The organism is Thermomonospora curvata DSM 43183 (assembly GCF_000024385.1).
Lineage (GTDB): Bacteria > Actinomycetota > Actinomycetes > Streptosporangiales > Streptosporangiaceae > Thermomonospora > Thermomonospora curvata.
The window spans coordinates 1,743,147-1,767,757 of the sequence record NC_013510.1 but is presented as its reverse complement, the minus strand read 5'-3'; the positions used below and the strand labels follow the sequence as shown (position 1 = coordinate 1,767,757).

The window sequence follows — 24,611 nt, the reverse complement described above, 5'->3', positions numbered from 1 at the left end:
CGGTGAGCGCACGCCCGGCGCCGGTCCGGCGCGGCGGGCGGGGCGCCGCGGGCCGGCCGCGCCGGGGTGGGCACCCGGCGCCGCCGCGGTCCGTGCAAAGAACCCCACCGCTGCGGACCGTTACCGGACGAGAACACTCAACGCACTTCCACCGTTCCTCTACAAGGACTTTTCCAGAGATTTTCTCAGCATGTGAGAAGATGGAAGTGTGGCATTACCGAACGTGCCGGACGCTTCCTTATCAAGACGCCGGGAATCTCATTGTTCTGCTTTGCGGCTCACCGAACGGCCGAGCCATAGCGAGGTGACCCACAGCGCGCCGAAAAGAGCGCCGAGGAAGAACATGGTGGGAACCATGAATCCGGCCGCGATCATCAGGATCTGCAGCAGGCTGCCGGCCGCGACCGCCCACCGGCGGCGCACCAGCCCGGCCAGCAGCAGCGCGGCCACCGCCAGCGTGCCGCACACCAGCCCGGCGGTCCGGCCGCCGGTCCCCTGGACCACCACGGCCACCGGGATCGCCAGCCCGATCACCACCGCCTCGCAGGCCAGCACCGACGCCAGCAGCGAGGTCGGGCGCGGCGGCGCCTGCGGTGCCCGGTTGCTCATCGTCTCTCCTCCACGCGCAGCAGGGTGCGCGCCTCGCCCGCGGTGACCACCGACCCGGTGATCAGCACGCCCGCTCCCTGGTACTCGCCGGTCTCCTCGGCCAGGGCGACGGCCCGGTCGATGGCGTCGTCCAGCCGGTCTATCACGTGCACCCGCTCGGCGCCGAAGATGCCCTCGGCCAGCTCGCCCAGCTGCCGGGGCGGCATCGAACGGTGCGAGGTGTTGCGGGTGACGATCAGCTCGGTCAGCACCGGCTCGAGCTGCTCCAGCATGCCGGCCACGTCCTTGTCGCCGGCGGCGGCGACCACCCCGATCAGGCGGGTGAAGCCGAAGTCCTCGGTGATGGCGTTCACCGTGGCGGACATGCCGGCGGGGTTGTGCGCCGAGTCGATCAGCACGGTGGGCCCGGTGCGGGCGATCTCCAGCCGTCCGGGCGAGGTGACCTTGGCGAACGCCGAGCGCACCAGGGCCGGGTCCAGCTGGCCGTGGTCGCCTTCGAAGTCCTCGCCGGCGGCGATGCGGGTGGCGGCCGACAGGTCGCCGCCGGTCCGCGAGGGCGCCCCGCTGGCGAACGCCTCCACCGCCGCCAGCGCGCAGGCGGCGTTGCCGGCCTGGTGTGACCCGAACAGCGGCAGGAAGATCTCCTCATAGACCCCGTGCAGCCCCTGCAGCCGCAGCTGCTGGCCGCCCACCGCCAGATCGCGGCCGAGCACCCCGAACTCCATGCCCTCGCGGGCCGCGGTGGCGCCCACCTCCACGACCCGGCGCAGCAGCACCTGGGCGACGGGCAGCTGCTGCTGGGCCAGCACCGCGATCGCGCCGGGCTTGATGATCCCGGCCTTCTCGGCGGCGATGTCCTCGATGGTGGGGCCGAGGTGGCGCAGGTGGTCCAGGGAGATGGGGGTGACCACCGAGACGGTGCCGTCGGCCACGTTGGTGGCGTCCCAGACCCCGCCCATGCCGACCTCGATCACCGCCACGTCCACCGGGGCGTCGGCGAACACCGCGTACGCCATGGCGGTCAGCGTCTCGAAGTACGACAGGGGACGTTCGTGCTTGGCGTCCACCATCTCCAGGTAGGGCGCCACGTCCCGGTAGGCGGCGACGAACGCCTCCTCGCTGATGGGCTCCCCGTCGACCACGATCCGCTCGCGCATCGTGGTCAGGTGCGGACTGGTGGACAGCCCGGTGCGCAGCCCGCGTTCACGCAGCAGCGTCTCGATCATCCGGGCGGTGCTGGACTTGCCGTTGGTGCCGGTCACATGGATCACCGGGTAGGCGTCCTGCGGCCGGCCCAGCAGGTCCATCAGGTCCGCGATGCGGTCCAGGGTGGGGTCGAACTTCCACTCCACCCCCCGCGCCATGATCGCGGCCACGGTGGACCGGTAATCGTCGAGGTGGGGATCTGACACGCGCAAAGCCTACTCACCCACAGGACCTGCTCACTCACCCACGGGAGGACGCGGCCCCGGCGGCCGGCCGCCGGGGCCGTCACGGCCGCCGGGAGGCTAGGCGGTCGGCAACGCGGCCAGCTGGGCCTCCAGGCGGGCGATGTCGGATTCGGCCTGGGCCAGGCGGTCGCGGGTCTTGGCCACCACGGCCTCGGGCGCCTTGGCCAGGAAGTCGGCGTTGCCCAGCTTGCGGCGGGCCTGCTCGACCTCTTTGCGGGCGGCGGCCAGATCCTTTTCCAGCCGTTTGCGCTCGGCGGCCACATCGATGGCGCCGGCGGTGTCCAGGCGCACGGTGACGCCCTCCACCTGCAGGGAGGCGGTGGCCGCGAAGGACTCCCCGGGCGGGTTCAGCCGCAGCAGGGAGCGGACGGCCTGCTCGTGGGCCGCCAGCGGGGAGCCGGCGAACTCCAGCGCGGCGGCGACCCGCTGACCGGGCTTGAGCCCCTGGTCGGCGCGGAACCGGCGGACCTCGGTGACCAGGCGCTGCAGGGACTCCAGCAGCATCTCGGCGTCCTTGTTCACCAGCTCCTGGGCCGGGGCCGGCCAGGCGGCGGTGACCAGGGTCTGCTCGCCGGTCAGCGAGGTCCACAGCTCCTCGGTGACGAACGGGACGATCGGGTGCAGCAGCCGCAGCAGCTTGTCGAGGACCTCGCCGAGCACCCGGCGGGTGGCCTCGGCGCGCTCGTCCTGCAACTGGACCTTCGCCAGCTCCACGTACCAGTCGCAGACCTCGTCCCAGGCGAAGTGGTAGAGGGCCTCGCACGCCTTGGCGAACTCGAAGTCCTCCATGTGCCGGTCGACTTCGGCGATGACGTGCTGCAGGCGCGAGAGGATCCAGGCGTCGGCGTCCGACAGCTCCTGCGGCAGCTCCCCGCGCACGTGGGCGCCGTTCATCAGGGCGAAGCGGGTGGCGTTCCACAGCTTGTTGCAGAAGTTGCGCGACCCTTGCGCCCACTCTTCGGCGATCGGCACGTCCCCGCCGGGGTTGGCGCCGCGCAGCAGCGTGAAGCGGGTGGCGTCGGCGCCGTACCGCTCGATCCACTCCAGCGGGTCGACCACGTTCCCGAACGACTTGGACATCTTCTTGCCGTACTGGTCGCGCACCATGCCGTGCAGGGCGATGACCTTGAACGGCTCGACCCCGTCCATGGCGTACAGGCCGAACATCATCATCCGGGCGACCCAGAAGAACAGGATGTCGTACCCGGTGACCAGGACCGAGGTCGGGTAGAAGCGCTCCAGGTCGGCGGTGCGGTCCGGCCAGCCCAGCGTGGACAGCGGCCACAGCGCCGAGGAGAACCAGGTGTCCAGCACATCCGGGTCCTGCGTCCACCCGGCCGGGGGCTCCTCGTCGGGGCCGGGGCAGCAGACCTCGCCGTTGGGGCCGTACCAGACCGGGATGCGGTGGCCCCACCACAACTGGCGGCTGATGCACCAGTCGTGCATGTTGTCCACCCACTCGAAGTAGCGGGCGGCCATCTCCGGCGGGTGGATGCGCACCCGGCCGTCGCGGACGGCGTCGCCGGCGGCCTTGGCCAGCGGGGCGACCTTGACGAACCACTGCAGCGACACCCGCGGCTCCACCACGGTGGAGCAGCGCTGGCAGTGGCCGACCGCGTGCAGGTAGGGGCGGACCTCCTTGACGATGCGGCCCTGTTCGCGCAGCGCGGCCACGATCGCCGGGCGGGCCTCGAAGCGGTCCAGCCCCTGGAAGGGGCCGTGCGCGGTGATCACGCCGTGCTCGTCCATCACGGTGATGGACGGCAGCGAGTGCCGGCGCCCGATCTCGAAGTCGTTGGGGTCGTGGGCGGGGGTGACCTTGACCGCGCCGGTGCCGAAGTTCGGGTCCACGTGCTCGTCGGCGACGATCGGGATGGTCCGCCCGGTCAGCGGCAGCTCCACCTCCTTGCCGACCAGGTGGCGGTAGCGCTCGTCGTCGGGGTGGACGGCCACCGCGGTGTCGCCGAGCATCGTCTCGGCCCGGGTGGTGGCCACCACGATCTCGGTGTCGCCGGAGCCGTAGCGGATGGACACCAGCTCGCCCTCGCGCTCGGCGTGCTCGACCTCGATGTCCGACAGCGCGGTCAGGCAGCGCGGGCACCAGTTGATGATGCGCTCGGCGCGGTAGATCAGCCCGTCGTCGAACAGGCGCTTGAAGATGGTGCGCACCGCGCGGGCCCGCGGCTCGTCCATGGTGAACGCCTCGCGGGTCCAGTCCACGCTGTCGCCCAGCCGGCGCATCTGGCCCAGGATCTTGCCGCCGGACTCGGCCTTCCACTGCCAGACCCGCTCCACGAACGCCTCGCGGCCCAGGTCGTGACGCGACAGCCCCTCTTTGGCCAGCTCCCGCTCCACGACGTTCTGGGTGGCGATGCCGGCGTGGTCGGTGCCCGGCAGCCACAGCGTCTCATAGCCCTGCATGCGGCGCCGCCGGATGAGCGCGTCCTGGATGGAGTGGTCCAGTGCGTGCCCGACGTGCAGCGAACCGGTCACGTTGGGCGGCGGGATCACGATGGAGAACGCCGGGCGGGCCGGATCGCGGGCCGGGTCGGCGGTGAACAGGCCTGCCGACACCCAGCGCTCATACAGCTTGCCCTCGACCTCAGCCGGCCGGTACTGGGTGGGCAGGTCGACTTGTGCGGTCTGGCGATCCTTGGGCTGTGTCACGGGCCCAAAGTCTACGGTCGCCGCGGCAGTGCCGAATGCCACGTCCACCCGCCTTCGGCGCGACCTGTGAAGATGGAAAATTCCACACTCGAGGGGGCCGGAGTGCGAACCCGCCGCTGCCCGTATGCGTCACAATGTTCGCCTAACACGCGCTTTGCACGGATGATGGAAACGTCTCGCCGCGGCTCCCAGTACCGGCGGGGCTGAGGAGAAGTCATGAGCGCTTGGAACCCCCCGCCAGGCCAAGGCGGTCCCTACGGCGGCCCCCCCGGTCCCGTTCCGCAGCCGGGCTATGGAGGTCAGCCCGGCGGCCCGGTCCCCCCGTACGGGCAGCAGCCCGGCTACGGCCAGCCCGGCTATGGACAGCCGGGTTACGGGCAGCAGCCGCCTTATGGCCAGCAGCCCGGTTACGGCGGCCCCGGCACGCCCCCTCCGTTCCCGCAGCCTCCGGTGCCGCCGCCTCCGCCGCGCCGCTCCAACGCCGGCCTGATCATCGGGCTGGTGGTCGGCGGTGTGGTGCTGGTGGGCATTTTGGCCGGTGTGGTCACGCTGCTGGGCGACTCCGGCGGCAGCCACACCATCGACACCCCCGCCACGGCCGGTGGGCTGAGCCGCAACTACGAGGCCGAGCGGGAGATGAACGCCCAGATCGGCCAGCAGCGCGCGCAGATGGAGCGGTCGGCCGGCGCCCGGCTCAAGGACCTGAAGACCGCCGTCTACGGCAGCGGCGATGAGCGGTACCTGTTCGTGGGCGGCACCGGCGACATCGAAAGCCCCGATGAGTTCATCGAGAACTTCCGCCGGGCGGTCACCGCGGGCAACAACAGCACCATCAGCGCCACCGTCGACAAGCTGGACGACCCCGGCGGGGACGGGGTGGGGGTGTGCGCGGAGATCCGCACCACCCTCCCGACCGGCCCCCAGATGAGCAGCGCGCTGTGCACCTGGGCCACCGCCTCCTCCTTCGGGGCGATCTACCCGGCGCCCGAGCGGACCTCGCTGACCTCCCCGCCCAACTACACCGCCTCTGAGGTCGCCGAGGTGATGCGCCGTATCCGGGCCGACGTGGAGGACTGAAAGCCCTCGCCGGCGAGCCGGCGGAATCCCGCTCACCGAGAGGGGGACGACGGGGAACCGTCGTCCCCCTCTCGGCGTCCAAGGAAGTCGCGGTGATTTTCCCGGGACACAGGTGACACCTGTCCCGTGACGGAGGGACGCCCCTTCCCCGAAGGTCGATTCAAGCGACGACCGGACGGGAGGGTTCCATGTGGGTGGCGGTCGCTCTGGCGGGCCTCATCACCGCCGCCCTCGTGCCGGCCTGCCGCTCGCATGCGCCGCGGCCGGATCCTCCAGGCCCTCGGCGCGGCCTCGGCCTGCTCATCGCCGGGACGCTGGAATACGGGCTGCCGGCCGTGCTGCTCGGCGCGGTCTGTCTCGGCTCGGCCGCGCTGGCGGGCGGTCAGGGGCCGCCGGTCCGCGACGCGGCCGCGGCGGCCGGGGCGTTCACCGCCGGGGTGCTGTGCCACCCGCTGCGCGCCCGGCTGCGGCGGGCCGCGGACCGGATGCTGCGGGCGGAACGCAATCCCTACCGGCTGGCGGACCGGCTCAGCCGCACCGTCCAGCGGGCGCGCGGCCCGGTGGAGGCCCTGGACGGGGCGGTCGCCCTGATCCGCCGGACCCTGCACGTCCCGGGGGCCTCGGTGGAGATCATCGGGGCCACGGGCGAGCCGACGGTGCACCGGGACGGAGAACTCGGCGACCGGCCCTATGAGGTGCCGCTGACCTGGCAGGGCGAGCCGGTGGGGCGGATGCTGGTGGCCCGTCCCGCCGGCCGCCTGCGCCGCCTGGACGCCAGGCTGCTGGGCATCTTGGCGGTGCACATGGCCGATGTGGCGCACGGCGTGCGGCTGGCCGCCGACCTGCAGCGCTCCCGGGAGCGGATCGTGGCCGCCCGGGAGGAGGAGCGCCGGCGGCTGCGCCGGGAACTGCACGACGGGCTCGGCCCCACGCTGGCGTCGCTGGCGATGTCGGTGGACGTCGCCCGGCTCACCATCGCCCGCACCCCCGCCCGGGTCGAGCCGCTGCTGTGCGAGCTGCGCCGGCGGCTGGACGCCGCGATCGGCGACATCCGCGACCTGGTGGAGGGCCTGCGCCCGCCCGCGCTGGACGACCTGGGGCTGGAGGGCGCGCTCAGGGCGCTGGCCGACCGCTGCGGGCCCGTCGCGGTGCAGGTGGACCTGCGGGGCGAGGTGGCCGACCTGCCGGCGGCGGTGGAGGTGGCCGCCTACCGGATCGTCCAGGAGGCGCTGGCCAACGTCGTCCGTCACTCGCGGGCAGCCGCCGCGTGGGTGTGCCTCAGCCGGACGCCGGACGCCCTGCAGGTCACGGTGAGCGACTCGGGAAGCGGCCTGCCGGAGCCGCTTCAGGTGGGCGGCGGGCTGCGGTCCATGCGGGAGCGGGCCGCCGAGGTGGGCGGCGATCTCACCGTCGCCTCCCGCCGGGGCGGCGGCACCACCGTGCGGGCCCGCCTGCCGCTGGCCGTTGCCTCCGAGGATCCTCCGTCGTCCGGCCCGTTCCGGCACCGCGAAGAACGAAGGCGAGGCGAGGTGAGCATGGCATGACCGGCATCGATCACCGTCCCCTGCGCCGGCGGGACGCGTGCGGCCCGCCGGGAGCGGCGAGTGCAGCCGCAAGCGGCGGGAAAGCGCCGCGGCCGGCCGCAGGACCGGACGGTGGCTGTACTATCGGCCCGCGATGCGGCGGCGCCCGGGTCGCCGTGCGTCTTCTGTTTCTTTCGTCCACTTTTTCCCCGTCATCAGGAGTTCCCCGAACATGACCGCGCTGCCCGGCAACGAGGCGATCCGTGTCCTCATCACCGACGACCACCCGGTCTTCCGGCAAGGGCTGCGCGGGCTGCTGGAGGCCCTGGGCGTGGAGGTGGTGGGCGAGGCCGAAAGCGGCCCGCAGGCGGTGCAGCTGGCCGCCGAACTGCAGCCGGACGTGGTCGTCATGGACCTGCACATGCCCGGCGGCAACGGCATCGAGGCCACCCGCACCATCACCCGCACCAGCCCCCGCATCGGCGTGCTGGTGCTGACCATGTTCCGCGACGACGACTCGGTCTTCGCCGCCATGCGCGCCGGCGCCCGCGGGTACCTGCTGAAGGAATCCGGCGCCGAGGAGATCGCCCGCGCCGTGCGCGCGGTGGCCGCCGGGGAGGCCATCTACGGCCCGGAGATCGCCCGCCGGGTGCTGACCTACTTCGCCGACATGCCCGACCCCAAGCAGACGGCCTTCCCCGAGCTGACCGAACGCGAACGCGAGGTCCTTCAGCTCATCGCCCAGGGCCGCTCCAACGGCGAGATCGCCCAGACCCTGTTCCTGTCCCCCAAGACCGTCCGCAACCACGTCTCCAACATCTTCATGAAGCTGCACGTCGCCGACCGCGCCCAGGCGATCGTCCTGGCCCGCGAGGCCGGGCTGGGCACCACCTGACGGCGGGCATGCGAAAAGCCCCGGCCGGCGGGCCGGGGCTCGGCGTCCGCCAGGTCTCAGGCGGACTTTTCGCGCGGCTCCCGCTTGTTGGCGCGCTCGCGGGGCACCAACGTCGGGTTGACGTGCTCCAGCACGGCCTCGCGGGTGATGACGACGCGGGCCACGTCCTGGCGGCTGGGCACCTCGTACATCACCGACAGCAGCACCTCCTCCATGATCGCCCGCAGGCCGCGGGCGCCGGTGCCGCGCAAGATGGCCTGGTCGGCGATGGCCTCCAGGGCGTCAGGGGTGAACTCCAGCTCCACCCCGTCCAGCTCGAACAGCCGCTTGTACTGCTTGACCAGCGCGTTCTTCGGCTCGGTCAAGATCGCGATCAGCGCGTCCCGGTCCAGGTTGTGCACGTTGGTGATGACCGGCAGCCGCCCCACGAACTCCGGGATCATGCCGAATTTCAGCAGGTCCTCCGGCATGATCTGGGACAGGATGTCCGAGGAGGAGGACGCCTCGTCCTTGGAGCGGATCACCGCGCCGAAGCCCATGCCCTGCTTGCCGATCCGGGCCTCGATGATCTTCTCCAGGCCGGCGAAGGCACCGCCGCAGATGAAGAGCACATTGGTGGTGTCGATCTGGATGAACTCCTGGTGGGGGTGCTTGCGGCCGCCCTGCGGGGGCACGCTGGCGGTGGTGCCCTCCAGGATCTTCAGCAGCGCCTGCTGCACGCCCTCCCCGGAGACGTCCCGGGTGATCGACGGGTTCTCGCTCTTGCGGGCGATCTTGTCGACCTCGTCGATGTAGATGATCCCGGTCTCGGCCTTCTTGACGTCGTAGTCGGCCGCCTGGATCAGCTTCAGCAGGATGTTCTCCACGTCCTCGCCGACATAGCCGGCCTCGGTCAGCGCCGTGGCGTCGGCGATGGCGAACGGGACGTTGAGCAACTTGGCGAGAGTCTGCGCGAGCAGGGTCTTGCCGGATCCGGTGGGGCCCAGCAGCAGGATGTTGGACTTGGCCAGCTCCACCGAGTCGTCACGGCCGCTGTCGCCGGACTGGATCCGCTTGTAGTGGTTGTAGACGGCCACCGACAGCGCCTTCTTGGCCGCCTCCTGCCCGATCACGTAGCTGTCGAGAAATTCGTAGATCTCCCGAGGCTTGGGCAGGCTGTCCCACTTGAGTTCGGAGGTCTCCGAGAGCTCCTCCTCGATGATCTCGTTACAGAGATCGATGCACTCGTCGCAGATGTACACGCCCGGACCCGCGATGAGCTTCTTGACCTGCTTTTGGCTCTTTCCGCAGAACGAACACTTGAGCAGGTCACCACCGTCGCCGATGCGTGCCACCCAACCGTCTCCTTTTCGTGGGGCCGCCCGCCTGAGAGGATGCGGCGCGGTTGCTTGCCTCGCGTCAGGTGACGGAGCCGCCCGGTACCGGCCGGCGGCCGCGCCGGCCCGCGGCCGGGCCACCCGTCACCTCACGTTGATACCTATGATCGCGCGGGACGCCCACGTCGCAAGACGGGCGGCGCAGAGCCGGTCGCATCCGCATCGCCTCCATCCCGCTCGTTTCCATCCCGCCGGTCATCTGTGGTCTCGAAGGCTTTCGCCGTCGGCTTCGACGTTACCGCCTCCGGAGGACTTGGTGAGCCCCCCACCGGGAAGTCTCCCCTGCAGGATCGGGTCCGAGGGTCGCCCGGACCGCCCGCGGCACCGGGCCGGCCCGGCCCGGTGGGGCCGCGACCCGCCCGGTCACCCTCAAGGCGACACTACCGCCGGCCGGCGCTTCCTGCTGACGAAGACATCGTCCACCAAACCGTACGCCTTGGCGTCCTCGGCGGTGAGGATCTTGTCCCGCTCGATGTCCTTGCGGACCTTCTCGATCGGCTGGCCGCTGTGCCGGGAGATGATCTCCTCCAGCAGCTCGCGGATCCGCATGATCTCGCGGGCCTGGATCTCGATGTCGCTGGACTGCCCGTAGGTGCCCTCGGTGGCCGGCTGGTGGATGAGGATCCGCGAGTTCGGCAGCGCCGCCCGCTTGCCCGGGGTGCCCGCCGCCAGCAGCACCGCCGCCGCCGAGGCGGCCTGGCCGATGCAGACGGTCTGGATGTCGGGCCGGACGTACTGCATCGTGTCGTAGATCGCCATCATGGCGGTGAAGGAGCCGCCCGGCGAGTTGATGTACATGCTGATGTCCCGGTCCGGGTCGATGGACTCCAGCGTCAGCAGCTGGGCCATCACGTCGTTGGCCGAGGCATCGTCGATTTGCACCCCGAGGAAGATGATCCGCTCCTCGAAGAGCTTGTTGTACGGGTTCATCTCCTTGACCCCGTACGTGGTGCGCTCGACGAAGGAGGGGATGATGTACCGGTTGTCCACGGGCGCCGCGGTGCCGCCCACCCGCATGCCCGGCCTGATGAGATCGCTCACTTGTCTGCCTCCGCTAGTCCGCTTGGTTACCGAGGCTCGGCGCCGGGCGCCGGGCACGTCATGAGACAGGGCCCTCGGAGGGAACCTGGTTGGCGCTGCGCACCACGTGGTCGACGAAGCCGTAGGCCTTGGCCTCCTCGGCGGTGAACCAGCGGTCCCGGTCGGAGTCCCGCTCGATCTGCTCCACCGTCTGGCCGGTGTGCAGTGCGATCCGCTCGGCCAGCGTCCGCTTGACGTACAGCATCTGCTCGGCCTGGATCTTGATGTCCGAGGCGGTGCCGCCGATCCCGCCGGAGGGCTGGTGCATCATGATCCGGGCGTGCGGCAGCGCGTACCGCTTGCCCGGGGCGCCCGCGCACAGCAGGAACTGCCCCATCGAGGCGGCCAGCCCGATGCCCACCGTGGCGACGTCGTTGGGGACGTACTGCATGATGTCGTAGATCGCCATCCCGGCCGTCACCGAGCCGCCCGGCGAGTTGATGTACAGGTAGATGTCGCGCTCGCCGTCCTCAGCCGACAGCAGCAGCAGCTCGGCGCAGATCCGGTTGGCGATGTCGTCGTCGACCTGCTGGCCCAGGAAGACGATCCGCTTGCGCAGCAGCTGCTGGAACAGCTGGTCGCCCAGCGGCAGCAGCGGCGCCGCCTCGGTCACCCGTGAGGTGACCGGCTGCGGCTGTTCGAAAATCGGAGGCATGCTCACCGGGTTCCTCCGGTCATGTGTATCGGGTCAGTTGATTGGACATTAACGCGCCCCGTCATCCGCTTAAGCCGCGAGCCCGCCCTTTTCGCTTGCGGCGTATCCGCGGGCGCGTCGCCGGCGCGGCGGCCCGTGCAGACGCCCGCGGCACGGCGGGCCGCAGCCGGTTCCCGGGGCCGTGCCGCCGGTGCGGCGGCCTCCCCGGCGGGCCGGCGACGCACGCCCCTCCCCGCTCGTCCTCAAGATCGCCCGCTCCTCACGATCTTGAAAGCCTCCTCGGTCCAGAGGGCACGGACGGCCCGCCCGCGGCGGTCGTGAGGGTCGATACCCTGTGACGCTCCGGATACGCCAGGTGACCGGAACACAGGCGGGCCGGGACCGCGCGGATGCGCGCGACCCCGGCCCGCCGGAAGCGTCGCCCCGGGCCTTAGGACTCGGACTTGTCCTCGGCCTCGTTCTTGGCTTCCTCGTCCTTGGCTTCGGCCTTGGTCTCCTCGGCCTTGCCGGCGGACTCCTCGGCCGCCTCGGCCTCCGGCTGGGCGGCCTCGCCGCTCAGCTCGCGCCGCAGGGCCTCGATGTCGACCGCGTTGCCGGCCTCGTCGGTGATCTTGACGTGCTCCACCAGCAGGTTGAGGGCCTTGTTGCGCAGCACCTCCGAGACCAGGGCCGGGAGCTGGCCGCTTTGGGTGAGGTGGTCGGCCAGCTGCTGCGGCTGCACGCCCATCTGCATGGCCTGGCTCACCACGTACTCGCTGAGCTCCTCGTTCTCCACGCCCAGCTCCTCGTCGAGGGCGAGCTGGTCGAGGACGAAGCCGCCCTTGACCGCCCGGCGGGCGGCCTCGGCGATCTCGGCGTCGAACTCCTCGGCGGTCTTGCCCTGCTGCTTCAGGTAGGCCTCCTTCGACAGGCCGCTCCACTTGAGCTGCTGCTCCAGCTGCTCGTTGCGGCGCTCGATCTCGGCCTGAACCACCTTCTCCGGCAGCGGGATGTCGATCTGCTCCATCAGCGCCTCCAAGGCCCTGTCGCGGGCCTGGGAGAGCTGCTGCATGCGCTTGGTGCGGCCCAGGCGGGTGCGCAGGTCGGTGCGCAGCTCCTCGATGGTGTCGAACTCGCTGGCCAGCTGGGCGAACTCGTCGTCGGCCTCGGGGAGCTTCTTGACCTTGACGCTCTGCACGGTGACGGTGATCTCCGCCTCCTGCCCGGCGCGCTCACCGCCGACCAGCTTGGAGGTGAAGGTCTTGGACTCGCCCGCGCTCATGCCGGTCAGCGCCTCGTCCAGGCCCTCCACCGAGCTGTTGCTGCCGACCTCATACGAGTAGCCGGTGGCGGCGGCGTCCTCCACGGCCTCGCCGTCGACCTGGGCCGACAGGTCGATGGTGACGAAGTCGCCGGTCTCGGCCGCGCGCTCGACGGTGGTCAGCGAGGCGAACCGCTCGCGCAGGTTGCCGAGGGTCTCTTCGACCTCCTCGTCGGTGACCTTGGCCTCGTCCACGGTCACCTCGAGGTTGTCGTAGTCGGGCACCTGGAACTTGGGCCGCACGTCCACCTCGGCGGTGAACGTCATCTCCTTGCCGTCGTCCAGCTTGGTGATCTCCACCTCGGGCTGGCCGAGCACGAAGATCTCACTGGCCTCCACGGCGCGGCCGTACAGCTCCGGCAGGGCGTCGTTGACCGCCTCCTGCAGGACCGCGCCACGGCCGATGTACCTGTCGATCAGCGGGGCCGGCGCCTTGCCGGGGCGGAAGCCCTTGATACGGACCTGCTTGCTGATCTCCTTGTACGCCTTGTCGAGGTTCGGCTTGAGCTCCTCGAACGGAACCTCGACGGTGAGCTTGACCCGCGTGGGGGACAGCTCCTCGACATCGGTCTTCACTGGGGTCGGTCTCCTTGTCCGGCACGGTCACAGGCGCGGGTTCTCAACTGCCGGCCGCGGCGTTCAGACGCGTTGCCGCCGGTTGCGGTGCCCGGGCGCGGGCATGCCGACGAGCGGCTCCTCGCGCCTTCGCGGGCCAAGTCTATGGCGTTCGCGCGGCGCGCGCTGACACTCGGTTCCCCTCAAGGGGTGCGCCGCGTCCCCTGCGACGGTTGTGAACAGGTAATCAGAAGGGAGGGGCCGCAGGGGGCGCGGCGCGGTCAAGACCGCGTGCGGCCTTGGGAAACGGTCTCAGAAGTTGGAGATCACCTCGGTGAAGATGTCGCCGATGGTGTTGGGGTCGGAGGAATCGTAGGCGGCCCCGTCGGCGGCCTCGGCGATGCGGCGCAGCACGTTCTGGTCGGCGTCCTCGCCGTAGCCGATGGTGAACACCCGCACCGATTCCTCCCGCCGGGCGCCGAGCTTGGCGATGAGGCCGTCCAGGTCCAGGCCGCCGGGCCGTTCGTTCTTGCCGTCGGTCATGACGACCACGGCGTTGATGGCGTCGCCCCTGCGGGAGCCGGTCATCTTCTCGTAGGCCGCCGCGGTGGTGTTGTACAGGCCGGTGCCGCCGCTGAGCGTGAGGCCCAGCAGGCGTTCGCGCAGCAGGGAGCGGTGCGCCTCGGTCATCCGCCCCAGCGGGACCACCTCCTGCCAGTCCCGCTCGCCCTGCCTGCGGGCGGCGGAGAACACCCACAGTCCCACCTGGTCCTGGCCGCGGAACTCCGCCAGCGCCTCGGCCGCGGCCTCCTTGGCCAGGTCGCCCTTGCTCTTGCCGGTGCCGGGGACGGTCTGCTGCATGGAGCCGGAGCGGTCGATGACCAGCAGCACGTTGGCCGGCTTGCGCAGCTCCGCCCAGGTCTTGAGGATCAGGTCCAGGATCTGGTCCGACGGCAGCGACAGCGTGGTCTTCGGCTCGCCGGGCAGCAGCCCGTTGGCCTCGGTGACGTGCCTGCCGGGGCGGCGCTGGTGGTCGCGGAAGCCGTGGTCGGTGAAGCGCTTTTGCACCCGCTCGGTGTGCAGGAACTTCAGGAACTCGTCGGCGACCTTCCGCTTCTCGGCGTCCATCCAGTTCAGCGGGACGTAGGGATGGTCGGAGTAGATCGTGCCCTCTTTGGGGTAGATCGCCACCAGCGGAACCTTGGGCTTGGGGCGTTTACCGAGGTCCTTGGGGTCAAGAGCGGGATTGCCCTGGTTGTAGTTCCAGACGGAGTTCTCCTCGACCGTCACGGCCGAGATATAGGACATCGCCTGGCCGCGGTCGTCGGCCCGCAGCAGGTTGCTCAGGAACGTCAGCGTGGTGTGCCCGTAGTGGACGATCGCTTTTTCGATGTCGGAGACGAACTTGCGGTTGTCCGCGGCGGTGATGTCGCCCTCCGTGAGGTCGGAGGTGGTTCCGGTGGCCGCGAAGTAGGCGCCGACGGTGGCGTGCAGGCCCGAGGTGGACAGGTTGGGGTTGGTCTTGCCCAGCCGGAACTCGCCCCACTCGGGGTGGCCGTACTTCTTCCAGCCCTCGGGATCGGTGGCCAGCGCGGCCAGGTCGGACCAGCCGATCGCCTTCTTGGGCCAGCCCAGCGCCTCGGCCATGGGACGGGGCATCGCGATGGTCAGCGGGGAGGTCATGATCGGCGGGAACTCCCCGTCCGGCACCGGTGAGGGCTTGTCCTCGGCGCCGGTGCGCAGCCGCAGCATGGCGGGCCAGACATTGGCCGCCGGGCTCCACACGTCCGGGCGCTTGCCGTCGGTGCGCTCGTCCCAGCCGCGGGCCAGCGCCAGCATGGCGGTGCCGGAGTTCTTGGAGTCGACCTGGATCTCCACGCACTTGCCGTCGATCCGGCGGTCTTCGGCGAAGTCGTCGGCGGCCTGCTGCAGCAGGCCGACCTTGTCTTGAGAGGCCGCTATGCGCAGCCGCACGGTCTGGCCGCCACCACCGCCGTGGCCTGCGGCATCGGCGGCGGCTGCGGCCAGCGCGGTCGCCCGCCGCGCGCCGTGCCGCTGCGTCCGCCCGAGTCCTTCCGCTCCGGGCCCGTCGCCGCGGAACCTGCCGAAACCGCGCACCTGCAAACCTCCTTACCGGGGATCGGCTCATCCGAGCCGCGCCGCTGTGCGCCAACCCTACGGCTCAAGATCGCCTGTACAAGGGCATTCGCCACGTTCGGAGCGGCCTGCATCCGCCTCCGGTTTTCAGACTCCCGGAGCCGCCCGTCCGTTCCGCCACAGAAGCGACCGGATCGCCATTGTTTTGTCGGTTGATGCGCTTCTTCACCCGCGTCTACTCACTTGGGCACAGGTCGCCAATCCGAATGTTTTGTTACGGGGGTGTGACATGTGGGGGGTGTTGCCCCTACTTTGGCAGGATGGACGGGATGCTTGCGGCTTTCGCGGCCACCGGGCTGTACTACGTCGCGTTCGCCATCTTCAAGGTCGCCGCCGACCGCATGGAGCCGATGCGGGGCCACCGCATCCTGCACATGACCTGGGTGATCCTCAGCAGCTGGATCTTCCTGGGCGGGCTGGTGCTGCTGCTGGGCGGGCTGGTGCTGCAGATCCTGGCGCTGAGCGAGCTGGCGATCAGCGTGGCCGTCCCGATCTTCGTCTCCGGGCTGGTCCCGCTGCTGCTGATCGCGCTGACGGTGTTCGGGGAGCGGCTGCGCGCCCGCGAGTGGGCCAGCCTGGGGCTGATCGCCGCGGCGATGCTGCTGCTCGCGCTGTCCATCGGCAATCCCGCCCCCATCAACGCGGCGGAGGTGGAGCCCTGGAAGCTGGCGGTGGCGGTGATCCCGCCGCTGACGGTGCCGCTGATGCTGATGATCTTCGGCGACTACCGTCCCGACGGCCGGCATGCCCGTCCGGTGACCGGCATCGCCTACGGGATGAGCGCGGGCTTTCCGATCGGCACCGCCGAGCTGGCCATCAAGGGCTGGGGCGACACCATCGCGGACCTGCAGTTCCTGCGGACCCCCTACCCGTATCTGGCGGTGGTGGCCGCGGCGCTGGGGCTGGGCATCATCATGGTCGGCTACCAGCGCTGCCGGGTCTCGATCGTCACCACCGTGATGACGATCAGCGCCAAGACCTACCTGCTGGTGGTGGGCACCGTCCTGTACGGGGAGCCGTGGCCGGACGCCGGCCAGGCCGTGCTGCGGATCCTGGCGCTGGCGCTGGCGATCTACGCGCTTTTGCTGTTCCCCCGTCACGACGACCGGCAGCGCCCGGCGGCGGCCGCCGAACCGGCCGCCTCCCAGCGGAACGCCGACCGGGCGGGCGCCGCGCAGCCGCCCCGGCCGCGCGCGGTGGAGGACACCTGGCCGGACGCTCCGGCGGTCGCGCCGGTGCCGCAGGCCCGCAGCGCACGCCCGCAAGGGGACGGGACCGGAAAGTCCCGTGACGCGGCGGGTGAGGGTCCCCGGGCCGAGCGTTCCGCAGGCGCCGAGCCCGATCGGGAGCCCGGCCGGACTCGTCCGCCGGAGCCGGAGTGGCGGCGCGGCGCGGGCCGGGCGCGCCCCGCCGGCTCCTTCGACCAGGCCGCGCCGCCCGGCGGGCGGACGCGCGTCCCCGGCGCAGGGGTGCGCACCCCGGACGTGCGGCCACCCCACGCGGTGGAGGTCCCCCTGGCGGCCCCGGTGAACTCGCCCCAGGCGCCCGCCGTGGAAAGCACCGGGCCGCTGCCTCTCATCGGGGACGAGCAGGTGCAGGCGTATGCGGCGGGCGTCAAATGGTCCCCCATCGCGGGCTCGCCCGCGCAGGCTCCCACGTCGCAAAACGAGCCGTCCGCCGGACGTTCCGCCACCGGGGAAATGCCCGCGGTCGTCCCGGAACAGAGCCGGCGGGCGGATGCAATGCCCAATGGGCAGTCTCCGACCAGGGAAAATCCCATTGTGAATCCCGGTCCGGCCGCCGGAGGCCCAGGAGAAGCCCCTGCGGTGAATTCTCACCGGAACGGTCAGACGAATACACGGAATAGCGAACGGTCACATACCGGAGAAATTCCTGTGGTGGGCGCCCAGCCGTCGCGCATCCCGGAAGGCCGGCCGGGCGCCGGGCGCTTCCACACCGGGGAGATGCCGGTGGTGCGGAATGAGCCGCCGCAGGAGGAGCACAAGCGCCCCCGGCCGTCTGCGCGGATCGGCGCGCGCTCGCGTGCGCTGGACGAGGAGCAGCCCTACCGGCCCAAGTACCGGCGGCCCGAGTGAACGTTCGCCGGGGCGGGCGCGCACGAGCGCCCGGCGGGCCGGCGCGAGCATGAGAGGGGATCCCGGAAGCGCCCCGCTCCGGGATCCCCTCGTCCTGTGCGGACGGCGCGGTCCCGGTCGAGGGCGGGCCGCGCCGATCCCGGTCGGCGAAGACCTCCGCCCGGATCGCGGTGCCGCGGGCCCCGGGCCCCACCGGCGATCCGGCCGCAGCCGCCCTCGCGGGCCGGGCCGGGCCGCGCCCTCCCGGCGGCCGGCCGCATCGAGGGTCTCAGCTCCCAGAACGGTAGAAATGGGCTTTTTCGGACACATTGCCCTTGTGTGAACGCTGCGTTAACCACGTGATCGGCGGGCCTTCTTCAACGCGCCGCCTCCGCAGGTCGAGCCGGGGGTCTTGTCGTCAGGGGCGACGCCGTGACCCGCAACGCCCCGCGGTACCGGAGACCACCCGGGCTCCCGTCCCGGTGTCTTGAGCCATGCGCCGAAAAAGGTCCGGCGCGTCGCCCGCCCAGGGTGCGGGCGGTCCGGGCGCCTGCGGGCGGTCGGGGCACAGGCGCCCGGACGGCGTGGCGGTGCCCTGACGTCCGGGCAGGGCGTCGGTCGGTGGTACGGCTCCCCCCGGGACGGAGGTTCAACGTTCCGGCGAGACCATCGACGCCAAGACACCCCCGGATAGGGCATCCTTCCCCCTATGAAGCAGCTCCCGGCCTCCGGCCCGCTCCCCTACCCCCACGACTGGACGGTCGTCGACGTCGAGACCTCGGGCCTGCGGCCGGACCGCCACCGCGTGCTCTCGCTGGCGGTGCTCACCCTGCGGCCGGACGGCCATCTGGTGGAGGAGTTCTCCACGCTGCTGGACCCGGGCTGCGACCCCGGCCCGGTGCACATCCACGGGCTGACCCCGGAGCGGCTGCGGGGCGCGCCCACGTTCGACCGGGTCGCCGAGCGGGTGGCGGAGCTGCTCAGCGGCCGGGTGATGGTGGCGCACAACGCCGCCTTCGACTACGCCTTCCTGGCCCATGAGTTCGGCCGGGCCGGCCTGCACCTGCCGGTGGAGCAGCGCCTGTGCACGCTGGCGCTCGGCCGCAGGATCGGCCTGCCCACGCCCGACCTGCGGCTGAGCACCCTGGCCGCCCACTACGGCGTCCCGCAGCACCGGGCGCACGACGCCCTGGACGACGCCCGGGTGCTGGCCGGGGTGCTGCGCGCCTCACTGGCCGACGCCGCCGCGCTCGGAGTGCCGCTGCCGCTGGAGAGGTGCTCCTTCCACAGCGTCCTGCGCAACGGCGCCGCACGCAACGGATACCCCCCGCCGATCCGCAAGACGCCGTGCGCGTTCCGCTGCCCGGGGCGCATGAGGGCCGGCGGTCCCCTCGTGCAGGGCATGAAGGTGGTCTTCACCGGCGAGACCCTCACCCCCCGGCAGGAGCTGGCCGACCGGGCGGCCGGGGCGGGCCTGAACGTGATGAGCACGGTCAGCCGGTTCACCAGCGTGCTGGTGGCCGCCGACGTGCACGCCGCCTCCGCCAAGGCCCGCCGGGCCCGCGCGGAGGGCGTCCCGATCATCGATGAGCCCACGTTCCTGCGCCTGCTGCAGGACGTCCGCCCCGGGGTACGGCTCGATGAACCGGAGCCGGCCTCAGCAGCGGTGCCTTTCGGCCCGAAAGCGCAGCGCTGAGCCGCCTCCCAAAGCGTGGGAAGGACGGTGTGCCACGATGGCGGGCATGACGACACTGCCGCTGGCCCCTGACGAGCTGCTGACGACCACCCGCTCCGTCCGCAAGCGACTGGACCTGGACCGGCCCGTCCCCATGGAGCTGGTCAAGGAGTGCCTGCGGATCGCGCTCCAGGCGCCCAGCGGCGGCAACCAGCAGAACTGGCGGTGGGTCGTGGTGACCGATCCGCACCTGAAAGAGCGGATCGGCGAGTACTACCGGCGGTCTTTCACCGCCTACGCCGCCTCCAAGTCGTTCGCGGGCGCGCTGTTTCAGGACGATCCCGCCCGCGCCGAGGTGCAGCGGCGCGTGGGCGCCAGCGCGGCCTACCTGGCCGAGGTCATGGGCCGGGTTCCCGTGCTGCTCATCCCCTGCCTGGAGCTGCCGGACGGACGGCTCGGGGAGGGCAACCAGGCCGGGGTGTGGGGGTCGCTGCTGCCGGCGGTGTGGAGTTACATGCTGGCCGCCCGGGCCCGCGGCCTGGGCACCGCCTGGACGTCGCTGCACCTGAGGTATGAGCAGCAGATCGCCGAGCTGCTGGGGCTGCCGCCGCAGGTCCGCCAGGGCGCGTTGATCCCGACGGCCTACTACACCGGCGAGACCTTCCGGCCCGCTCCCCGCCGGCCGCTGGAGGAGGTGCTGCACGTCAACGGCTGGCAGGGCGAAAGCTGATCAGCAGGCCACCACCAGTGCGCTCAACGCGGCGCCCAGCGGGGCGTCCCACTTCACCAGCGCCAGGTCGTCCCCGCGGGTCGGCCCCCGGTTGATGATCGCCACGGGGATGGCGTGCCGGGCGGCGTGACGCACGAAGCGGTGACCGGACATCACGGTCAGCGAGGAGCCGAGCACCAGCAGGGTGGCGGCGCGCTCGGTCAGCGCATAGCACTCCTGGACGCGGGCGGGCGGCACGTTCTCGCCGAAGAAGATCACATCGGGTTTGAGCACCCCGCCGCAGCGCCGGCAGTCCACGATGCGAAAGCCGGCGATCTGCTCCTCAGACAACGCCGCGTCCCCGTCGGGGCCCACCGCGTCGGCGCGGGCGTCCCAGCCGGGGTTGGCCTGCTCCAGGCGTTCCTGCAGCAGCCGGCGCGGGGTGCGCTCCCCGCAGCCCAGGCACACCACCCGGTCCAGCGAGCCGTGCAGCTCGATCACATCCCGCGCCCCGGCGGCCTGGTGCAGCCCGTCGACGTTCTGGGTGATGATCCCGGTGACCAGCCCGCGCCGCTGCAGCTCGGCGACCGCGCGGTGACCGGCGTTGGGTTCGGCGCGGGCGATGTGCCGCCAGCCCAGGTGGCTGCGCGCCCAGTACCGCCGCCGAGCCGCCGCGCTGCCCACGAACGTCTGGTAGGTCATCGGCTCGGCCCGCCGCCGGCGTCCGCTCTCCCCCCGGTAGTCGGGGATGCCCGATTCGGTCGACAGCCCGGCCCCGCTCAAGACCACCACATCGCCGTCGGCGACGAGCGCGGCCAGCGTCTGCGGGCAGGCGCCGGCCGGAACGCCCGGCGCCCCGGCTCCGCCGAGACCCCTGCCAGCGACCAGACTCATCCCTCAATGGTGCCCGACGCCCGGTCATGCGCCGGCGCCCGTGCGGCGCGCTCGGCGGCGACGAGCTCGCGGACCACAGGGGCGGTCTCCCGTCCGAAGACCGTGATGGCCTGCGGATCGTCGCCGGCGAGGATGAAGCCGCTGACGCCGTGCTCCAGGGCCAGCTCGGCCAGGCGCGCGGGCTCCCGGTGCAGCGAGGGGTCGATGTTGAGCAGGCGGCGGACGGCCCACGGGTCGCGTCCGGCCGCCTCGGCGGCCTCGTCGATGATCGTGTTGCCGGCGGCCAGGTCGTCCAGGCCCTGCAGGTAGGACAGCGAGGGCAGCCAGCCATCGGCCTTGCGGCCGACCAGGCGCAGCATGCGGGGCTTGTAGGCGCCCAGCCAGATCCGGATGTCGTGGGCGGGGGCGGGGCCGCGTTTGGCGCCGTCCACGCGGTAGTGGGCGCCGTCCGTCCGCAGCAGCGCCCTGGCGTCGGCGTCCCAGATGCCGCGGATGATGTCGATGGCCTCCTCCAGGGCCTGGACCGCCTGGCCGGGGGCCAGCCGCCGTCCGCCCATGGCGGCGATGGCGTCCCAGAACCCGCCGGCGCCCAGGCCGAGCTCGAAACGGCCGCCCGACAGCAGGTCCAGGCTCGCCGCCGCGCGGGCCAGCACGGCCGGCGGGCGCAGCGGCAGGTTGACCACGTTTCCCGACAGATGGACGCGCTCGGTGCGGGCGGCGACGTAGGACAGCAGCGTCCAGGTGTCCAGGAAGCGCGGCTGGTAGGGGTGGTCCTGGAAGGTCACCAGGTCCAGCCCGGCGTCTTCGCTGTGCCGGGCCAGGGCCACGACCTCCTGGGGAGCCGCGGCGGTGGGCGTGATGAACGAACCGAAGATCAGGTCGTGGCCGTAGTCGGGCATGGGTCCCCCTCATCGGGCTCGGTGCCTGCGGCGCGGATGTCCTGCTGAACATCGCCGCCTCGAGGGGCATTCCCCGCAGGCGGGGCGATGCGCGCGTCCAGAGGTGGTGCCCCGTTTGAAGCCGGACGCCGGGAACCGAGAGAAAAGGACTTCACCGTCATCCCAACACCCGCCGTAACCGCTTTGTCCGAACGGGGGTCTATGGGAGACTCCGCCCATGCGCTCACGCCCCTGCGGCACCTCCCGGGAGCCGCGGAACACCACCCCACGTGCCCGGCAGCGGGCGCCTCACCGATCAGGTCCCGGGCGGTTTCGCCGGGCCGCCGTGCTGCTGGTTCTGGCGTCGGGGCTTGCGGCCGGCTGCGGGGAGGAGACCGCGGCGCCGCCGACCGCCGAGCACAGCGCCCGGGCGCAGCGGCTGGGCGTGCCCGTGGAACTCATCTACGTCATCGACCTCGAGGGCTACCGGCGCGCCACGGGGGCCATGGGCGCCTATGGCGATGCGGGTTTTCAAGACATCTACCTCTACGGCGAGAGCGATGTACGGCTGACCGTCGAGCGGCGCACGATCACCGCCGCCGACTGCCCGTCCCTGCCGGTCCCCGCCGCCTCGGGCGCCGCCGTCCGGTGCGGGCGAGACGGGGAGGGCTGGCGGCGCAGCAGCGGCAACCGGCTGGAGTACGCGCTGACCCGCGGGGAGCTCCTGGTCCGGGTGAGCGGGCAGGCGGGCGCCGTGGCGTTCGAGTCGCTCCGGGAGGCCGCGGTCAAGGCCCGCCCGGCGACCAGGGAGGAACTCGACGAGATGCTGGCTGCGGGCTCCTCTGGGGGCGCACCCCAGATGCCTCCGCGGGGAGATCTGCCCCCGCATGGCGACGGCGCTCCCGACAACCGGGTGGGCCCCGGCGGCTGAGCCCGGCGCGCGGCGCGCCGGCGCCGAGGGACCTTGGACCGTGTCGCGCCGTCGGGTTCCCGCCCATACTGGACGGGCAGAACCGTCTTGTCCCCGCATCGAGGAGGACGGCCGTGCGCGCGATCAGAGGGGCCGTGGCGAAACTGTCGGCCGGCGGGCGCCCGACGGCCCCGCTGTACCGGTTCCAGCGATGGCTCTACCGGGGCGGGCGGCCCAGCCGCCTGGCCCGGGTGATGAACCGGATCCAGGTGATCGTGCAGGAACCGGGGCTGATCATGCCCGAACGGCTGGTGACGATGCGGGTGCCCGGCCGCCGCACCGGCCGGATGCTGTCGTTCCCGCTGGTCGTGGCCGATTATGCGGGCGAGCGCTACCTGGTGGCGATGCTCGGGGAGCGGTCGGCCTGGCCGAAGAACGTCCGGGCGGCGGGCGGACGGGCCACGCTGCGCCACGGCCGCATCGAGCGGGTGCGGCTGGAGGAGGTCCCGCCCGCCGAGCGCGCTCCCATCATCCGCCGCTATCTGGATTGCGCGCCCGGAGCCCGGCCGCATATCCCGGTGGACCGGCGGGCGCCGCTGGAGGAGTTCGAGCGGATCGCGCCGCAGATCCCCGTCTTCCGGATTCTTCCGGACGTCTCCGGCTAGGGCGTGCGGCGTCTCGTCGAGAAGGGCTGAAGAGCCTCCGCGGGGAATGCCGAAGGCTCACCGGACCTTCGGCCTCGACCGCGGTCCACTGTCGCACATGGGGCCGCCTCCGATCCCCGAAGCCCTGTTTTTCAGTTTCAAGACTCTTTGGGTCTTCGAGTCGGAGGCTTCCGCGCGCAAAGGTCCGCCGGGGGCGTCCACGCCGTGCCGCCGGGGACGCTTTCCTCCTCGTTCTGCCTGCTCACCGGCGAGGTGGCGGGCTCCTTCCACGGAGGGACGAGACGTCTGCGCACCGCACATGCGTCGCGTTGGATTCATGATCCACATGACGAGAAATCCTCCTTTTCTCTGATCATAGAGGTGAAGGAAAACAATTCCACGCGCAGGCCGTTGTGCAGCGGCACATTTCACCTGGACTTCAGGCCCGTTTCCACTCTGGTGTTGCTTTTGTGCTTTTTGCGACTGTTGTATGGTTGCCGGGCAGTCGCCAGGAATTCCCTGCGGTAAGGCGCGCCTGAGCGTCCGCGGCCGTCCGCCTTTCGGTCCGCCGTTCAAGGCGCGCCCTTGCAACGGATCGCCCGGAAAGGGCGGTGACCGGCGCCCGCCCGTGCACCGCGGGGAGGGCGTCTGCCCGACGTCAGCCGAAGAGGTGAATCCATGCGTTCCCGTACGTCCACCCTCGCCCGTCTCGTCGCCACGGTGACCGCGCTCACGGGTGCGGCGACCGGCGGACTGGTCGCCCTGGGTGCCGCCCCCGCGTCCGCGGCGTGCTCACCGGTGGAGGTGGTGGCCGCCAGGGGCACCTTCGAGCCCGGGCGGCTGGGAGTGATCGTCGGCGACCCGGTCTTCAAGGCCCTGCAGGGCAGGTTCCCCAAGAAGAAGCTGAGCGCCCACCCGGTCGACTACCCGGCCGACGCCAGCCCCACCTCGCCCCGCAAAGGCGTGCAGGCCCTGGTCAAGCACGTCACCAAGCAGGCCCGGGCCTGCCCGAAGCAGAAGTTCGTCCTGGTCGGCTACTCCCAGGGCGCCATGGTCGTCACCGGCGCCCTCGGCGGAGCCGTCGGCGGCGGCACCAAGCTGCCCAAGAACACCCACGCCAAGATCGCGGCCATCCTGCTGTTCGGCAACCCGAACCGGATGGCGGGCAAGAGCGGCGTCGCCAAGAAGTTCGCCGGCCGCACCCTCGACATCTGCAAGAAGGGCGACCCGGTCTGCGGCGGCGGCACCAACATGGCGGCCCACCTGGCCTACCGCTCCGACGCCGACCGGGCGGCCCGGTTCGCCGCCGAGAAGATCCGCAAACGCTGACACCAGATCCGGGGCGGCGGAGCGCCCCTCCCCTCCGCCGCCCCGGCCTCATCAAGCGCATCCGGTGCCGAACTGAACGTCCCGGCCCGGGCCCGCCACCGGCTCCCGCCGGGCCCTCCGCCCGGTCACCCCGCAAAAGACGGACGGCCCTC

At 71.6% G+C, this 24,611-nt stretch carries 19 protein-coding genes; 9 read left to right on the top strand and 10 right to left on the bottom strand.

Going from position 1 to position 24,611, the window contains the following annotated elements; translation table 11 throughout:
* Positions 1–258 precede the first annotated feature (258 nt).
* The 3 genes from TCUR_RS07570 to TCUR_RS07560 form a co-directional block, all read right to left on the bottom strand.
* Positions 259–609: a DUF4233 domain-containing protein gene (locus TCUR_RS07570; protein ID WP_012851897.1), complete on the bottom strand. Its 351-nt coding sequence runs from the start codon at positions 607–609 to the stop codon at positions 259–261.
* The gene (locus TCUR_RS07565; protein ID WP_052305649.1) at positions 606–1,973 is read right to left on the bottom strand and encodes a bifunctional folylpolyglutamate synthase/dihydrofolate synthase; all 1,368 of its coding nucleotides are present in this window, start codon (positions 1,971–1,973) and stop codon (positions 606–608) included. Before TCUR_RS07565 ends, TCUR_RS07570 begins: the two co-directional genes overlap by 4 nt.
* A gap of 144 nt (positions 1,974–2,117) precedes the next feature.
* Entirely contained in the window at positions 2,118–4,727 is a 2,610-nt protein-coding gene (locus TCUR_RS07560; RefSeq protein WP_041439404.1) for a valine--tRNA ligase, read from the bottom strand.
* A gap of 216 nt (positions 4,728–4,943) precedes the next feature.
* Between TCUR_RS07560 and TCUR_RS24795 the strand changes: the two genes are divergently transcribed.
* The 3 genes from TCUR_RS24795 to TCUR_RS07545 all read left to right on the top strand — a co-directional run bounded on the left by TCUR_RS24795 (position 4,944) and on the right by TCUR_RS07545 (position 8,222).
* A complete protein-coding gene (locus tag TCUR_RS24795; protein ID WP_012851894.1) occupies positions 4,944–5,804 on the top strand; it encodes a hypothetical protein in 861 nt (286 codons plus the stop codon).
* A 194-nt stretch (positions 5,805–5,998) separates the two neighbouring features.
* A complete protein-coding gene (locus tag TCUR_RS07550; protein ID WP_245537005.1) occupies positions 5,999–7,348 on the top strand; it encodes a sensor histidine kinase in 1,350 nt (449 codons plus the stop codon).
* Between the two features lie 211 nt (positions 7,349–7,559).
* Positions 7,560–8,222, top strand: a complete 663-nt coding sequence (locus TCUR_RS07545) for a response regulator transcription factor (protein ID WP_012851892.1) — start codon at positions 7,560–7,562, stop codon at positions 8,220–8,222.
* 56 nt (positions 8,223–8,278) lie between these two features.
* Here TCUR_RS07545 and clpX read toward each other — a convergent pair whose 3' ends face one another.
* The 5 genes from clpX to TCUR_RS07520 form a co-directional block, all read right to left on the bottom strand.
* Positions 8,279–9,556: an ATP-dependent Clp protease ATP-binding subunit ClpX gene (clpX, locus tag TCUR_RS07540; RefSeq protein ID WP_012851891.1), complete on the bottom strand. Its 1,278-nt coding sequence runs from the start codon at positions 9,554–9,556 to the stop codon at positions 8,279–8,281.
* A gap of 411 nt (positions 9,557–9,967) precedes the next feature.
* Positions 9,968–10,615 (bottom strand): ATP-dependent Clp protease proteolytic subunit, encoded by a 648-nt coding sequence (locus tag TCUR_RS07535; protein WP_086014600.1) that lies wholly within the window; start codon positions 10,613–10,615, stop codon positions 9,968–9,970.
* A gap of 82 nt (positions 10,616–10,697) precedes the next feature.
* Positions 10,698–11,339: a ClpP family protease gene (locus tag TCUR_RS07530; RefSeq protein WP_012851889.1), complete on the bottom strand. Its 642-nt coding sequence runs from the start codon at positions 11,337–11,339 to the stop codon at positions 10,698–10,700.
* Positions 11,340–11,763: 424 nt separating this feature from the next.
* On the bottom strand, positions 11,764–13,209 hold the full coding sequence (tig, locus tag TCUR_RS07525) for a trigger factor (protein WP_012851888.1): 1,446 nt from the start codon (positions 13,207–13,209) through the stop codon (positions 11,764–11,766).
* A 291-nt stretch (positions 13,210–13,500) separates the two neighbouring features.
* Positions 13,501–15,306, bottom strand: coding sequence for a substrate-binding and VWA domain-containing protein (locus tag TCUR_RS07520; RefSeq protein WP_012851887.1), 1,806 nt, complete (start codon positions 15,304–15,306; stop codon positions 13,501–13,503).
* Between the two features lie 308 nt (positions 15,307–15,614).
* Here TCUR_RS07520 and TCUR_RS24790 point away from each other — a divergent pair, with 308 nt between their 5' ends.
* The 3 genes from TCUR_RS24790 to TCUR_RS07505 all read left to right on the top strand — a co-directional run bounded on the left by TCUR_RS24790 (position 15,615) and on the right by TCUR_RS07505 (position 19,825).
* Positions 15,615–17,441, top strand: coding sequence for a hypothetical protein (locus tag TCUR_RS24790; protein WP_012851886.1), 1,827 nt, complete (start codon positions 15,615–15,617; stop codon positions 17,439–17,441).
* A gap of 688 nt (positions 17,442–18,129) precedes the next feature.
* Positions 18,130–19,116, top strand: coding sequence for a DEDDh family exonuclease (locus TCUR_RS07510; RefSeq protein WP_012851885.1), 987 nt, complete (start codon positions 18,130–18,132; stop codon positions 19,114–19,116).
* A gap of 46 nt (positions 19,117–19,162) precedes the next feature.
* Positions 19,163–19,825 (top strand): nitroreductase family protein, encoded by a 663-nt coding sequence (locus TCUR_RS07505; RefSeq protein ID WP_148232953.1) that lies wholly within the window; start codon positions 19,163–19,165, stop codon positions 19,823–19,825.
* On the opposite strand, the gene TCUR_RS07500 is transcribed toward TCUR_RS07505, so the two are convergent.
* Both TCUR_RS07500 and TCUR_RS07495 read right to left on the bottom strand, forming a co-directional pair.
* Entirely contained in the window at positions 19,826–20,698 is an 873-nt protein-coding gene (locus tag TCUR_RS07500; RefSeq protein WP_012851883.1) for an NAD-dependent protein deacetylase, read from the bottom strand.
* Positions 20,695–21,597: an LLM class flavin-dependent oxidoreductase gene (locus TCUR_RS07495; protein ID WP_012851882.1), complete on the bottom strand. Its 903-nt coding sequence runs from the start codon at positions 21,595–21,597 to the stop codon at positions 20,695–20,697. The genes TCUR_RS07500 and TCUR_RS07495 overlap by 4 nt, the downstream gene beginning before the upstream one ends.
* A gap of 325 nt (positions 21,598–21,922) precedes the next feature.
* Between TCUR_RS07495 and TCUR_RS07490 the strand changes: the two genes are divergently transcribed.
* The 3 genes from TCUR_RS07490 to TCUR_RS07480 all read left to right on the top strand — a co-directional run bounded on the left by TCUR_RS07490 (position 21,923) and on the right by TCUR_RS07480 (position 24,459).
* The gene (locus TCUR_RS07490) at positions 21,923–22,507 is read left to right on the top strand and encodes a hypothetical protein (RefSeq protein ID WP_041439402.1); all 585 of its coding nucleotides are present in this window, start codon (positions 21,923–21,925) and stop codon (positions 22,505–22,507) included.
* Positions 22,508–22,620: 113 nt separating this feature from the next.
* Positions 22,621–23,151 (top strand): hypothetical protein, encoded by a 531-nt coding sequence (locus TCUR_RS07485; RefSeq protein ID WP_012851880.1) that lies wholly within the window; start codon positions 22,621–22,623, stop codon positions 23,149–23,151.
* Positions 23,152–23,808: 657 nt separating this feature from the next.
* The gene (locus TCUR_RS07480) at positions 23,809–24,459 is read left to right on the top strand and encodes a cutinase family protein (protein WP_012851879.1); all 651 of its coding nucleotides are present in this window, start codon (positions 23,809–23,811) and stop codon (positions 24,457–24,459) included.
* Positions 24,460–24,611: the final 152 nt, after the last annotated feature.